Genomic DNA, 13,675 nt, shown 5'->3' with positions numbered 1-13,675 from the left:
GATTTTGCGCTGCATATAGCTTATTGCTCTCTTGGCCGCTGACAAGCGCCATTCGAATGACTATGTCGTGACTTAGTATTTCCTTATCGGCAAAGCGAGACTCGAATATGGCAGCGGAGACGATAAATTCGGCGGGTGACGCGGCCGGGCTTGCGGCGATGATTTCCCGCGCCGCCGAACAGACCGGCGACGCCAAACGCGGGCCGGCCCCGGTGGAACGCTGGAATCCGCCCTTTTGCGGCGATCTCGACATGGAAATCCGCGCCGATGGCACCTGGTTCTACCTCGGCACCCCCATCGGCAGGGCTCCGCTGGTGCGGCTGTTTTCCACGGTTCTGCGAAAGGATGAGGACGGCAAGACCTATCTCGTAACTCCTGTGGAAAAAGTCGGCATCCGCGTCGTGGACGCGCCTTTCGTCGCCGTGGAAATGAAGCTGACGGCGGGTGAGGATGATAGCGAGCCGCTGCTGACCTTCCGCACCAATGTCGGCGATGTGGTGGAGGCGGGGCCGGAGCATCCGCTGCGGTTCGAGGTTTTCGGTGAGAACCGGGAATTGAAGCCCTATCTTCTGGTGCGCGGCCGGCTTGAAGCGCTCGTGTCGCGGGCGGTGATGTATGATCTCGTCGCACTTGGCGAGGTGATCGAAGTGGAGGGCGTCGACATGTTCGCCGTGCGCTCGGGCGGGGTGACTTTTCCGGTGATGCCCGCCAAGGAACTGGAACGGCTTTCGCAATGACGACAACGGCATTCAAGACTTTTACCGCCGCCGATTTCCGCTGCCGGGTGCTGCAGGAAGGCGAGGGCGTGGCGGAACGGGAGCATGGCGACCATGTGCTCAATCCGGGCGTGGTGCTGTCTGGAAACGGCATCAGGCTGAAGGACGCCGCCGTGCTGGTGCCGATCATTGACGATGGCAACGATGCGCGGGTGATCTTCACCCAGCGTACTTCGACGTTGCGTAAACATTCCGGCCAGATTTCATTTCCGGGCGGCGGCATCGATGCCGAGGACCGCACGCCGGAAGAGGCGGCGCTGCGCGAGACGGAAGAGGAAATCGGCCTTTCCAGGTCCTTCGTGGAAACGGTCGGGCGCCTGCCGGATTATATTTCCGGGACCGGTTTCCGCATCAAGCCGGTGCTGTCCATCGTTCGGCCCGGCTTCGACCTGACGCTCAATCCAACGGAAGTGGATGAGGTTTTCGAGGTGCCGCTGTCCTTTTTGATGGACCCGGCCAACCACGGGCGCGGCAGCCGCATCTTTCAGGGGAAGGAGCGGTTTTTCTACGAAATGCCCTATGGCGAACGTTACATTTGGGGCATTACGGCGGGCATCGTCAGGACGATTTACGAGAGGTTTTATTCATGAGCAGCCTTGCCGGGCGGGACTGGTTTCAAAAACCGGCGCTGAAGCGCATCTTTACGCTTCTGAATGCCGATGGCGGCGAGGTGCGGATCGTTGGCGGCGCGGTGCGCAATGCGCTGATGGACCTGCCGGTGGTCGATGTCGACATGGCGACGACGCTGACCCCTGACGTGGTTGTTGCGCGGGCCAAGGCTGCGGGCATCAAGGCGGTGCCGACCGGCATCGAGCACGGCACGGTAACGCTGGTGATCGATGGCGAAGGTTTCGAGGTGACGACGTTGCGCCGCGATGTCGAAACCAATGGCCGCCATGCGCAGGTGGCTTTCGGCACCGACTGGCAGACCGACGCCGAGCGGCGGGACCTTACCATCAATGCCCTCTATGCCGATGAAAAGGGCGAGATCATCGACCTTATCGATGGTCTTCCCGATATCGAGACCGGCACGGTGCGCTTCATCGGCGATGCGGCGATGCGAATTTCGGAAGATTACCTGCGGATTCTCCGGTTTTTCCGCTTTTTCGCCCATTACGGTTCCGGCCGCCCGGATGCGGAGGGCTTGCGGGCAAGCGCGCGGGCCAAGGACAAGCTGGGCACCCTTTCAGCCGAGCGGGTGTGGAGCGAATTGAAAAAGCTGCTTTCCGCCCGCGATCCGTCCCGCGCCCTTTTGTGGATGCGGCAATCGGGCGTTCTGGCGGAAATTCTTCCCGAGACGGAAAAATGGGGCATCGACGCCATTCACGGGCTGGTGGCGATGGAGCAGGCTCTCGGCTGGGCGGTGGACCCGATGCTGCGGCTTGCCGCCATCGTACCGCCGGACAGGGACAGGCTGACCATCCTTGCTGCGCGTCTCCGGCTGTCGAAAGCCGAAGCGGCTTATCTTGCCCATTGGGCTTCGGCTCCGGCGGCTGATCCCGAGCTGAAGGAGACGGCGCTCGACCGGCTGCTTTATCGTCAGGGCGTCGAGGGCGTGAAGACGCGGCTGAAACTGGCGCTTGCTTCGGCCCGTGCCGATCTTTCTGCTGGCGACACGGCCATGCAGAAAGTGGCGCGGCTTTCGGCTTTGCTGACGAGGGCGGAAAAATTCCACAAACCGGGCTTTCCGCTGAGCGGTGCGGATGTGATGGCCGCGGGCGTCGAGGCCGGCCCGAAGGTGGGCGAAGTGCTGAAAAGCCTTGAGGAAAAGTGGATCGACGTCAATTTCTCACTCGACCGGGCAGCGTTGACCGCCCGGCTGAAGGATATGCTGGAAAATTGAGATCAGCGACGGCGGCGTTGCGGCTCAGGCCGCATTTGCCTCGTCGCGAATGCGGGATTTGATATTTTCGATCATGTTCTCGCGGATGACGGTTTCGCCGTGCGCCGATCGCATATGTTCCACGGTACGACGCACAACTTCGGCGTCGTCATCTGCGCGTGTGTGCCAGGCACAGCCGGGCACGAGCGTTCCACATTCAAACAGTCTCATGGTCTTGCCTCCCTGTTTTAGAGCGCCATGCGTCCGTTCGGACGCATAAAGGACGCTCTAACATTTTGAGTCTGCACATTCTCCCTGTCGAAAACCGGAATCGATTTTCGACAGGGAGAATGTGCGAGAGTGAGGGACAGCATTCAATTGCCTGCTGTCCCTCCGACAAGAAACGAATGTTCACCGCTTATGTTCCAGAGCGGCGTCCTTCGACGTTATTCAGGCCCCTATTCGGGCATCGCCCAGCACTGGAAAACAGAGGATGTGCCGGCTGCCGGAATTTTTGTACGAGGCATTTCGTCATTGTCCGCCCGCTTCACCGTTTTTCCGGCCAGCGTGCGTTTTACCTGTTCGACATAAAAGGAATGCGGCAGTTCGCGATCACCCGTGGCACGCATTTCCGCTGCCAGGCGATCGATCAAATCAGGGGTATCAATGGAATGCTGGGCTCCCTCGGGGGAAGCAGAGATAGGCATGCTGTTCGAAGTAATCATGACGATAGCTCCTCCAGTACGTCTGCGGGGAGGAGACTATCATTGCCTTGATTTTTCCATAAGTCCTAATTTGCGCTATTTGCGACAAATTGGCTGATGAGCGTCAAATTTACGTGAGGTTTTTTAGGGCCAGCGCACTACCGGCGGTAGAGAGGAGAGAATCGATTCGACATTGCCGCCGGTCTTGAGGCCGAAGATCGTGCCGCGATCGTAAAGCAGGTTGAATTCCACATAGCGGCCGCGGCGGATAAGCTGTTCGTCGCGGTCCTCTTCCGTCCAGTTCTGGTTGAAATTGGCGCGGACGATTTTCGGATAGACCAGATTGAAGGCGCGGCCGACATCCTGCACGAAGGCAAAATTGGCGTCCCAGCCGCCATTTTCCTCCTGCGGGTGCAGCCAGTCGAAAAAGATGCCGCCGATGCCGCGGGCTTCGTTACGGTGCTTCAGGAAGAAATACTCGTCGCACCACGTCTTGTAGCGCGGATAATCGGCAACCGGATGGCGGTTGCAGGTGATTTCGAAGGCGCGGTGGAAAAGCTGGCTGTCCGGGTCTTCCTGCGTCCGTCTGCGTCCCAGCACCGGCGTGAGGTCCGCGCCACCGCCGAACCAGTGGCTGGTGGTGACGACCATGCGGGTATTCATGTGCACGGCCGGCACATTGGGGTTGACGGGATGGGCGATCAGCGAGAGGCCGGAGGCCCAGAAACGCGGGTCTTCTTCCGCACCGGGTATCTGCTTGCGGAATTCCGGCGAGAATTCGCCATAGACGGTGGAGGTGTGGACGCCGACCTTCTCGAAGACGCGGCCTTCCATCATCGACATCTTGCCGCCGCCGCCCTCGCCATTGTCGCGCAGCCAGTCTTTCTGGACGAAACGGCCGGGCTCCTGGTCGGAAAGAGGGCCGGTCAGGTCGTTTTCGAGGGTCTCGAAGGAGGCGACGATGGTGTCGCGCAGATGCTGGAACCAGGCTTGGGCAAGGGCCTTCTTGTCCTCGATGTCGTCGGGCAAGCCCTTCGGCAAGATTGGCCGTTCCATGCGTATTCTCCTTAGGTGAAGTCGATTCCCTGTCGCGTCTAGCAGGTGCAGGCCCCGCGCACAAATTCGACTCGCCAAGTTCACATGCGGGCACTATCTTTATCGATGTAGGTGCCAGAGGTGAATATCATGACGAAATTTACCGGACCGCCGCCCCTGGACGGGCTGAAGCGCAGGATCGCCAATCACCGCAAGGCGCGTGAAGGCTCGGGCGACGACAAGACGCGCAATGGCATGTTCGTGCGGCAGACCTTCTGTCTCGGACGCGAGGAAGCCCGCGCCAAGGCGCGCGAATGGTTCGACAGCTTTCCGAAAGCGGCCTACTGGACGGAAGTGGAAAGCTGGCGGCAACTGGAAGGCGACCGCATCGAATTCACCATGCGGCGGCTTCCTTCGGCCGATTGAATTTTGGAGCGTTTTCGCATTTCCCGGAAATGCTTTCAGGCGCGGGGCTCGGCATAACGCAGGCGGCTTTCGATCAGCACGCCGCTTTCATCCAGAATGGGATGCGCCACCGTGACGATATGGGCGTTGATGCGTTTGAGGTCGCGCAGCATGTCGAGATGCAGCGAACTGGTCTGCATACTTTCCGCCAGCCCGTCGCGCAGCCGCTCCAGATGGCGGTTGGAGGACTGTTTTTCGAGGCGGCGTATATCCACCTTGCTTTCCATCAGCCTGCGGGCGAGCTCGAAATCGCCGGTTACCAGAATGCTCTGGGCGGCGCGCAGGTTCTCGATGGTCATGTCGAACAGGGTTTTCAATTCCTCATAACCGTCATCGGAAAATTTGAAGCTGTTCAGGACCTTCTTGCGGATTTGCTCGCAAATGCCCTTTTCGATGATATCGCCGATATGTTCGAGGTTGATGGCGTAGTCGATGATGGCGATCGAACGACGCGCTTCTTCGTCGGAAAGCCCCTTGCGTCCCAGCTGCGACAGATAGACCTTCACCTCCTGCTGGCGGCGGTCGACCTTCTTTTCCAGCAGGGAAACCTCCTGAAGCGGCGCCAGATCGTTGTGCTTGAAGGCGTTTTCGGCGCGGATCAGCATCCGCTCGATGCTGTCGCCGACACCCAGCACCTCGCGGGTGGCGTTGGCAAGTGCCACGACCGGCATGTCCAGCGCCTGCTGGTCGAGGAAATTCGGACCGTCTTCGGCTTTCGGATCGCCCGGCACCAGCCTTGCCATCAAGTCGGACAGGAGGCCGGAGAAGGGCCAGGCCAGCGCCGCCAGAATGACGTTGAAGATCAGATGGGCGTCGACCGGCAATTTTGCGGGCGAAAGCGGCAATTGCTGCAGGAATTCCGCGCCATAGGAGGCAAGCGGCAGGGCGATGAGGCAGCCAATGGTGCGCACCAGAAGGTTGCCCATGGTGATGCGCCGTGCCGAGGCGGGGCCGGAAAGCGTGGCGATGACCGGCGGAATGGCGCCGCCGAGATTGGCGCCGAGAATGAGCACGATGATGAGGCCGGTGGAAAGCGTGCCGGTGGCGGCCAGCGACAGGATGAGCACCACGACGGCAAGGCTGGAAGACGAAACGAAGGCGAGCACGGCGGAAAAGATCAGCGCGACGGGCCATGCCCCGTCAAGCAGGCCGATAAAGACGCCGAGAGCCGGCGAGGCGCGCATCGGTTCTGTTGCGCCGCTCAACAGATGCAGCGACAGAAGCATGAGGCCGATGCCGATCAGCGCCGTTCCGCCGCCCTGCCGGGCATTGGAGCTGCCCTTTTTCAAAATAATGCCGGCAAGGATCAGCAGCGGCGACAGCCATTCCACCCCGGCCGCGACGATCCATGCGGTAACGGCGGTGCCGACATTGGCGCCCAGCAGCACCACCTGCGCCATGCGCGGCCTGATGAGGTCTCGTTCAGCAAAGGAGGCGACGGTGAGCGCCGTCGCCGTCGAGCTTTGCAGCGCGACGGTGGCGAAGAAGCCGGAAAAGAAGGAACGCGGACCGTTCTGGGTGCCGGTGGCCAGCACACTTCGCAGTTTCATGCCGAAGGCGCGGGTGACGCCATCCTTGACCTGGGCAAGGCCGAAGAGCAGCAGCGCGACTGCGCCGAGAAGGTTGACGATGACAATGGTGGATTGCATGCGACGTCTCCTCACACCCGCCGGCGGATGGTTCCGGCGAGCACGATTTTTATTGTCCGGCTAATCAGTATAGGAGCCTCGATGCCCTCGGTACAGGCCGGGTTGCGACAGTTTTGAAGTAAAAACGGTCAAATTTTGTATTTGCCCGAAAAATTGGCGTTAAAAATGACGCCTATGCCCATGCCACCTGACGCAAAGCCTCGCCGGCGATCATCGCCGCCGACATGGCGACGTTGATGGAGCGCTGTCCCGCCACCATGGGGATGATGATTCGCTCCTCTGCCTTTTCATGCACATGGTCCGGTACGCCGGCACTTTCGCGGCCGAAAAGCAGGATGTCATCCGTGCGGTAGGCGATCTTCGTATAGGGCAGGGCGGCTTTGGTGGAGGCGAGAACGAGACGACGGCCGGTGGTTGCCCGCCATTCCTCGAAACGGTCCCAGCTGACATGGCGCGTCAGCGCCGCCGCCGCGATGTAGTCCATGCCCGCCCGTTTCAGATTACGGTCGGAAATATCGAAACCGGCCGGCTCGATGATGTCGACGCCGAGGCCGAGACAGGCGGCCAGCCGCAGGATGGTGCCGGTGTTGCCGGGAATATCGGGCTGGTAAAGGGCGATCCTGATTTCGGGCATGGACGTCTCACTGCGGTTGGTCTGCCCGTCCGATTATCACGGGCAGGGGCCGGGCGACAGCTATGCTGCGAAAAGTCCCTTTGAGGCGTCGTTCCCGGCCGGATGTTCATTCGCGTGACACACAGGGCGGCTACCCATTCACCAATGCATCGTCGGGCTTGCCCGGACCATCGTGAATGGTCGGGACAGGCCGTTTCGAGCCGGATTTTCTGCACGCAACAACAGGAGGACACCATGTCCGAACGGGTGAATTTCGTCCATCTGACCGATCTGCATGTGGGCAATCCGCAGGTGCAGGACGATGATCTTTATTCCGAGACCTCGGCCACGCTTTCCGCGACGCTTGCGCAGATCAAGGCGCTGGTGCCGCCGCCTGAATTCATCGTTGCCAGCGGCGATCTGACCAACAGGGGCGATGCCGGCAGCTATGAGGAACTCAAGCGGCTGATGGCGGAAGCGGAACTCGATATGCCGGTGCTCTTCGCGCTCGGCAATCATGACCGCCGCGACGGTTTTTATCCGGTCATGCTCGACCGCCATGAGGATCTGGACGAGCCCTATGACCATGCCGAGGTCATTGCCGGCATCCACATCATCGTCATGGATACCAGCGTTCCGGGCAAGGTTGGCGGCGCTTTCGAGCCGGGGCAGATCGAATGGCTCGAGGATGAGCTGGAAAACCACCCCGAACTGCCGAAGCTGCTGGTGATGCACCATGCGCCGGCGCTTGATTTCGACCGCCCGGAGGCGGAGTGGGAATCGCTTTCCTTCGCGGATACCGAGGCGCTGGACGAGGTGCTGTTCGAGCATGATGTCATCGGCATTCTTGCGGGCCATATCCATTACGACCGCATGTCGCACTGGCAGGGCATTCCCGTCGTGGTCGGCATCGGCCAGCATTTCGCCACCGATCCGCTTTGGCTGCATGAGGGCGTGCGCATGTTGTCCGGTGCGTCCTTCGCCATCGGCACGATAAGGGACACGGGGCTGACCGTCACCTTCGCGCCGCAGCCCAGCGATCGCCGGGAATTGAAGCGGCATACGCAGGCCGGAATGGCCGAGTTGATTGCGGGCTATGAAAGCGCAGAGGCGCAGGACGCGGCCGAATAGGGCGACGTGCGCATCGTTTAACGGGCGGAGACCTCGCGGGGTCATCTCCGCCCGTTCGCCTTTGGGCGGCACCTGCATGTTTTCTCGCGTATTCGGTGTCTTTCCGACTGGTCATTGACTAAATTTTGCGCTACAAGGCCATATCTTCAACACCAGCCAAGGGAGGTTCTCATGCTAAATGATGTTCGTATTCGCCTCCCGGCCCCCGTCGTGCCGCTGCTGGCTTAGGTGTTACTCCGCGGTTCGCCCGCGTTTCCCATTTTTCGATTCGTCATGTGGCTGTCACGGCCATATCCAAAGACTTTTCCGTTCCGTCGTGAGCCATATTTGTGTCCGCTCACCATGTCACGATGGAACGATTGATTGCCGGAGCTTGGCCTATGTTTGGCTGGTTTGAAAAACGCCTCGATCCTTTTCCCTCTTCGGCGCCCTCCGTGCCGCCAAAGAAGCTTTTGCCGTTCCTGTGGCATTATGTGAAGCCCGCATGGCCATGGCTCCTGCTGCTTGGCCTGATGTCCATGGGCATCGCGATTGCGGAAGCCATGCTCTACAAATTCCTCGGCAATATCGTCGACTGGCTTTCCACGGCCAATCGCGAGACGTTTTTTGCCGATGAGGGCTGGCATCTGATCGGCATGGCGGCGCTGGTGCTCTTCGTGCTGCCGCTGATGGGCGCGATCCACACCATGACGATGCACCAGACGCTTGCCGGCAATTTCGGCATGATTGCGCGCTGGAAGATGCACCGTTTCCTGCTGCGCCATTCCATGAACTTCTTTGCCAACGAGTTTGCCGGCCGCGTTTCGACCAAGGTGATGCAGACGGCGCTGGCGATCCGCGAAGTGGCGCTGAAGGTGATCGACGTCTTCGTCTATGCGATCAGCTTTGTCGTCTCGATGCTGTTCATGGTCGCGGCGGCGGACTGGCGGCTGGTCATTCCGCTGCTGGTCTGGCTCGGTATCTATATGGCCATCCTCGCTTATTTCGTGCCGAAGCTCGGCCGGCTGGCGCAGGAGCAGGCCGATGCGCGCTCGATGATGACGGGCCGGATCGTCGACAGCTACACCAACATCTCGACGATCAAGCTGTTTTCCCATGCGGGGCGCGAGGAAAGATATGCGCGCGAGGGCATGAATGTGTTTCTCGGCACGGTTCACCGCCAGATGCGCAAGATTTCCGGCTTCAACATCCTGATCGACCTCAACAACGCGCTGGTGCTGTTTTCCACGGCGGCGCTCGGTCTTTATTTCTGGATGCAGGGTTCGGTCACCGCTGGTTCGGTCGCCATCGCCATCAGCCTTGCGATGCGCGTCAACGGCATGTCGCAGTGGATCATGTGGGAAGTCACCTCGCTGTTCGAAAATATCGGCACGGTCTATGACGGCATGTCGATGATGACGAAGCCGCACGATATCGTCGACGTTCCGAAGGCGCCTGAGCTTGCGGCCCCGCAGGGCGCGATCCGTTATGACAATGTCCGTTTCCACTACGGCAAGAACAAGGGCGTGATCGACGGGCTGACGCTCGACATCAAACCGGGCGAAAAGGTCGGTCTGGTCGGGCGTTCGGGTGCGGGCAAGACGACGCTGATGAACCTGCTTCTGCGTTTCTATGATCTGGAAGCGGGCAGGATCACCATCGACGGGCAGGACATCTCGAAGGTCTCGCAGGACAGCCTGCGCGAGCTGATCGGCGTCGTGACGCAGGATACCTCGCTGCTGCACCGGTCGATCCGCGACAACATCGCCTATGGTCACCCCGAAGCCACGGACGAGCAGGTGATCGCGGCGGCGAAGCGGGCGAATGCCTGGGACTTCATCGAAACGCTTGTCGACATGCATGGCCGTCAGGGCCTCGATGCGCAGGTGGGCGAACGCGGCGTGAAGCTCTCCGGCGGCCAGCGCCAGCGTATCGCAATCGCCCGCGTCTTCCTCAAGAACGCGCCGATCCTGGTGCTGGACGAGGCGACTTCGGCGCTCGACTCGGAAGTCGAAGCGGCGATCCAGGAAAACCTGTTCTCGCTGATGGAAGGCAAGACGGTGATCGCGATCGCCCACCGCCTTTCGACGCTGACCGAAATGGACCGGCTCATCATTCTCGACAAGGGCCGGATCGTGGAGGCGGGCAGCCATGCGGAACTGGTGGCGATGGGCGGTATCTATGCCGATCTGTGGCGGCGCCAGTCCGGCGGCTTCATCGCCGACCACGAGGCGGAAGTGGCGGCAGAGTAAGGAAAGACGGAGGGCGGCAAGCATGGTTTCCCGCCCTCTCGCCTATGATATGTGCGCTAACCTCTCCTCCGTCATGCCGGACTAGATCCGGCATCCAGCCACGGCGCGTCTGCGCCGTGAGAGGAGTCTTTTGCGATCAAGGACTTGATCGCGCTGGACCCCGGATCTAGTCCGGGGTGACGGCGTGCGGATGCTACGAATGCGCTAAATCTAGTCGTGTCGATCTTAGGGCCGGTGGAACATTCCCCGCCCTTTTTCATTTCACGAATGTTACCGAAATATAATCTCTTCCCGAAGCCTTCGCGGCTGTTCCCGCTCCGGGAATCCGCCTATATCCGGATCATGGTTATTACCCGCATCTTCGAGTTTTTCGAGAACTGGATAAAGCCCTTCGCCCGCAAGGACGATTTGCGGCCGCCTGAAAGCACGTTCGCCTTTATCTGGTTCTACATCTCGCAGGCCAAGGCGCCGTTTTTCGCCATGCTGGTGCTCGGCGGGCTGACGGCGGCCATCGAGGCGGCGCTGTTCTGGTTCGTCGGGCGGCTGGTGGATATTCTCTCTACCGTGAAGCCGGAAGAGGGCTGGGCGGGGCTGCTTGCGGCCCATGGCGGCGAGCTGGTGGGCATGCTGGTGCTGATCGGCGTCGTGCGTTTTATCGTCACCATGGTAACGGCGCTGGTGGATCAGCAGATCATCACGCCCGGTTTTTACAATCTGGTGCGCTGGCAATCCTATATGCATGTGGCGCGGCAATCGCTGACCTTCTTCCAGAACGATTTTTCCGGCCGCATCGTCACCAAGGTCTGGTCGGGCGGGCAGGCTGCGGGCGATCTCGTCACCTCGCTGATGGAAAGCGTGTGGTTCGTCGGCATCTATTCCGTTTCCATGCTGTTCCTGATTGGCGGGCTGGACTGGCGGCTTGCGGTCGTCGTCGTCGTCTGGGTGGGGATATCTCGCTGCTGGCGCGCTATTTCGTGCCACGTATCCGCTACCATTCCAAGGAAACGGCGGAAGCGGCCTCGATGCTCTCCGGCCGCATGGTGGATGCCTATAGCAATATCCAGACGCTCCGGCTGTTCGGGCGAGATGATGCCAATGACCGCTACATGCGGCAGGGTTTCGACATTTTCCAGCAAGCGACCATGACATTCACCCGGTTCATCACCGGCGTGCGCGCCTCCATGGCGCTGCTGTCCGGCGTGATGATTACCTCCATGGCTGCGCTCTGCATCGATCTGTGGCTTTCCGGCAAGATCAGTTCCGGTGCGGTGGCCTTCACGCTGGCGCTGGTGCTGCGTCTCAACTTCCTGCTCGGCCGGCTGATGACGCAGTTCAACGGCATCATGCGCAATTTCGGCACGGTGCAGAATGCCGCCGAACTGATTTCGCAGCCGATCGGTCTCGTCGATGCGCCGGAGGCGACGGTGCTAGAGGTCAAGAAGCCGGGCATCCGTTTCGAAAATGTCAGCTTCCATTACGGGCGCGCGAACGGCGTCATCGACCATCTCAATCTCGAAATCAGGGCGGGCGAGAAGGTAGGCATCGTCGGACGCTCCGGGGCGGGAAAATCCACCCTCGTCAATCTGCTTCTGCGTTTTTACGATGTCGAAAAAGGCCGCATCCTGATCGACGGGCAGGATATCGCCAGGGTGACGCAGGAATCGCTGCGCGCCCATATCGGCATGGTCACGCAGGATACGTCGCTGCTGCATCGCTCCATTCGCGACAATATCCTGTTCGGCCGCACCGATGCCACCGAAGCGCAATTGCAGGAGGCGACGCGGCGCGCCAAGGCGGATGATTTCATCGCCAGGCTCGAGGATCAGCGCGGTCGCAAGGGGTTCGATGCACATGTGGGCGAACGCGGCGTGAAATTGTCCGGCGGCCAGCGCCAGCGCATCGCAATCGCCCGCGTGATGCTGAAGGACGCACCGATCCTCGTGCTCGATGAGGCGACGTCGGCGCTCGATTCGGAGGTGGAGGCGGCGATCCAGAGCAATCTGGACGAGCTGATGCAGGGAAAGACGGTGCTGGCCATCGCCCATCGCCTGTCGACCATCGCCGCTCTCGACCGGCTGATCGTGATGGATCAGGGGCGCATCGTCGAACAGGGCAGCCATTCCGATCTGGTCATGCAGGGCGGTCTCTATTCGGAACTCTGGGCGCGGCAGTCGGGCGGTTTTCTTGCCGCGGACGAAGCGGCGCAATAAGGCCTTCGGCTATTTCCCGATCATGAAATCCGCCATCAGGCCGTAATGATTGGAACCGAGGCTGTCGGGCAGGCGGGTGGTTTTCATCAGCGTCGCCGGTTCGCGGGCGAAGATGTGGTCGATGGCGATGCCGAAGCGGCCGGCCTCCGTCGGCCATGTGGCGGGTTCGAAGGTCGCTTTCTTCAGATCGTTGGCGGCGAGGAAAGCGCGCATGTCAGGGGCGATGCTGGCCGAATTGAAATCTCCGGCCAGAATGAGCGGCCCGGTGACGCGAAAGAGAATTTCGCTGACTTCATCGAGTTCGTCGCGATGATAATCGTCGAAATAGGGCTTGGTGATATGCCCGGCGGCGAGCGTCAGTTCCGTGCCGTCGAGATCGATCTGGGCTATGGCAAACCGGTCCCGCCGAAGATCGCTGAGGCTGTGGAAACGGCCTTCCAGCAACGGTCTTTTTGACAGGATGACCAGATCGCATCCGGGGGTTCCGGTGTAACAGCCAATCCTGTGCGGATAGGTTTGCTGCAGTCGCGGCAGGGCCGATTTCAGCGCCGCCGCCTCGAAGAGATAGACGGCATCCGCGCCCGATTCGAGAATCGTGTCGGCAATTGCGTCCGCATTGGCGGCATTGTCCATCAGCACGTTGAAGGACAGCAGCCGGAAGGGTTTGGCGCCTGGCGCCGGGTTGGCGGATGTGGAAAATTCCAGAAGCATGGCAATGGCATGGATGGCGAGCGCAAGCGACCAGACGACGAGGAGCGCCGAAACCGCGTCACGCGTCAGCCAGAAAACGAGGCATGAGAGCAGGATACAGACGATGGCTATGTGCAGCTGGAAACTGGTGACGAAGGCGAGAAGCCAGAAATCCGTCACATAACGCAGGCTGGCGACGAAAAGAACGGCAGCCGCTGCCGTGGAGACCATGCAAGAGAGCTTCGCCGTCATCCGAATCCCTGCTTTCCGCGCTCTCCCTTGAAGTCTCCTAACATGGTGCATGGATGCGCACAATGTTGCCCGCCTGCCAAGGACGGCGAAAAAATGC

The 13,675-nt window shown here is 60.5% G+C and carries 12 protein-coding genes and 1 pseudogene; 7 read left to right on the top strand and 6 right to left on the bottom strand.

All coding sequences use genetic code 11. From position 1 onward, the window contains the following. The first annotated feature begins 107 nt into the window (after positions 1–107). From L904_RS18970 to L904_RS18960, 3 genes are read left to right on the top strand one after another with little or no spacing between them, the layout of a single operon-like run. A complete protein-coding gene (locus L904_RS18970) occupies positions 108–737 on the top strand; it encodes a DUF1285 domain-containing protein (RefSeq protein WP_020808612.1) in 630 nt (209 codons plus the stop codon). Further along, entirely contained in the window at positions 734–1,366 is a 633-nt protein-coding gene (locus L904_RS18965; protein WP_020808611.1) for a CoA pyrophosphatase, read from the top strand. The genes L904_RS18970 and L904_RS18965 overlap by 4 nt, the downstream gene beginning before the upstream one ends. Then, positions 1,363–2,619: a CCA tRNA nucleotidyltransferase gene (locus tag L904_RS18960; RefSeq protein WP_020808610.1), complete on the top strand. Its 1,257-nt coding sequence runs from the start codon at positions 1,363–1,365 to the stop codon at positions 2,617–2,619. Before L904_RS18965 ends, L904_RS18960 begins: the two co-directional genes overlap by 4 nt. 24 nt (positions 2,620–2,643) lie before the next feature. On the opposite strand, the gene L904_RS18955 is transcribed toward L904_RS18960, so the two are convergent. From L904_RS18955 to hemF, 3 genes are all read right to left on the bottom strand, one after another. Next, a complete protein-coding gene (locus L904_RS18955) occupies positions 2,644–2,829 on the bottom strand; it encodes a DUF1059 domain-containing protein (protein ID WP_003523091.1) in 186 nt (61 codons plus the stop codon). A 227-nt stretch (positions 2,830–3,056) separates the two neighbouring features. Next, complete coding sequence (locus L904_RS18950; RefSeq protein WP_020808609.1) at positions 3,057–3,323, bottom strand: hypothetical protein; 267 nt, start codon at positions 3,321–3,323, stop codon at positions 3,057–3,059. 123 nt (positions 3,324–3,446) lie between these two features. Further along, positions 3,447–4,358 (bottom strand): oxygen-dependent coproporphyrinogen oxidase, encoded by a 912-nt coding sequence (hemF, locus tag L904_RS18945; protein WP_020808608.1) that lies wholly within the window; start codon positions 4,356–4,358, stop codon positions 3,447–3,449. A gap of 129 nt (positions 4,359–4,487) precedes the next feature. Here hemF and L904_RS18940 point away from each other — a divergent pair, with 129 nt between their 5' ends. Beyond that, positions 4,488–4,763 (top strand): hypothetical protein, encoded by a 276-nt coding sequence (locus L904_RS18940; RefSeq protein ID WP_003523094.1) that lies wholly within the window; start codon positions 4,488–4,490, stop codon positions 4,761–4,763. A 35-nt stretch (positions 4,764–4,798) separates the two neighbouring features. Here L904_RS18940 and L904_RS18935 read toward each other — a convergent pair whose 3' ends face one another. Then, positions 4,799–6,451, bottom strand: a complete 1,653-nt coding sequence (locus tag L904_RS18935) for a Na/Pi cotransporter family protein (protein ID WP_020808607.1) — start codon at positions 6,449–6,451, stop codon at positions 4,799–4,801. 172 nt (positions 6,452–6,623) lie between these two features. After that, positions 6,624–7,085 carry a tRNA (cytidine(34)-2'-O)-methyltransferase gene (locus tag L904_RS18930; protein ID WP_020808606.1) on the bottom strand — a complete coding sequence of 154 codons (462 nt, stop codon included), beginning with the start codon at positions 7,083–7,085 and terminating at the stop codon, positions 6,624–6,626. A gap of 234 nt (positions 7,086–7,319) precedes the next feature. Here L904_RS18930 and L904_RS18925 point away from each other — a divergent pair, with 234 nt between their 5' ends. The 3 genes and pseudogenes from L904_RS18925 (at position 7,320) to L904_RS18915 (ending at position 12,636) form a co-directional block, all read left to right on the top strand. Next, a complete protein-coding gene (locus L904_RS18925) occupies positions 7,320–8,195 on the top strand; it encodes a phosphodiesterase (RefSeq protein ID WP_020808605.1) in 876 nt (291 codons plus the stop codon). 380 nt (positions 8,196–8,575) lie between these two features. Then, on the top strand, positions 8,576–10,426 hold the full coding sequence (locus tag L904_RS18920; RefSeq protein ID WP_003523098.1) for an ABC transporter ATP-binding protein: 1,851 nt from the start codon (positions 8,576–8,578) through the stop codon (positions 10,424–10,426). 342 nt (positions 10,427–10,768) lie between these two features. After that, positions 10,769–12,636, top strand: a pseudogene (locus tag L904_RS18915) (ABC transporter ATP-binding protein). A 9-nt stretch (positions 12,637–12,645) separates the two neighbouring features. Here the strand turns inward: L904_RS18915 and L904_RS18910 are convergent. Continuing rightward, a complete protein-coding gene (locus tag L904_RS18910) occupies positions 12,646–13,578 on the bottom strand; it encodes an endonuclease/exonuclease/phosphatase family protein (protein ID WP_020808603.1) in 933 nt (310 codons plus the stop codon). Between the last annotated feature and the right edge of the window lie 97 nt (positions 13,579–13,675).

Source organism: Agrobacterium sp. LY4, assembly GCF_001526585.1.
In the GTDB taxonomy this organism is placed as follows: domain Bacteria; phylum Pseudomonadota; class Alphaproteobacteria; order Rhizobiales; family Rhizobiaceae; genus Agrobacterium; species Agrobacterium leguminum.
The sequence above is the reverse complement of the archived record's forward strand: the minus strand, read 5'-3'. Positions and strand labels throughout refer to the sequence as shown.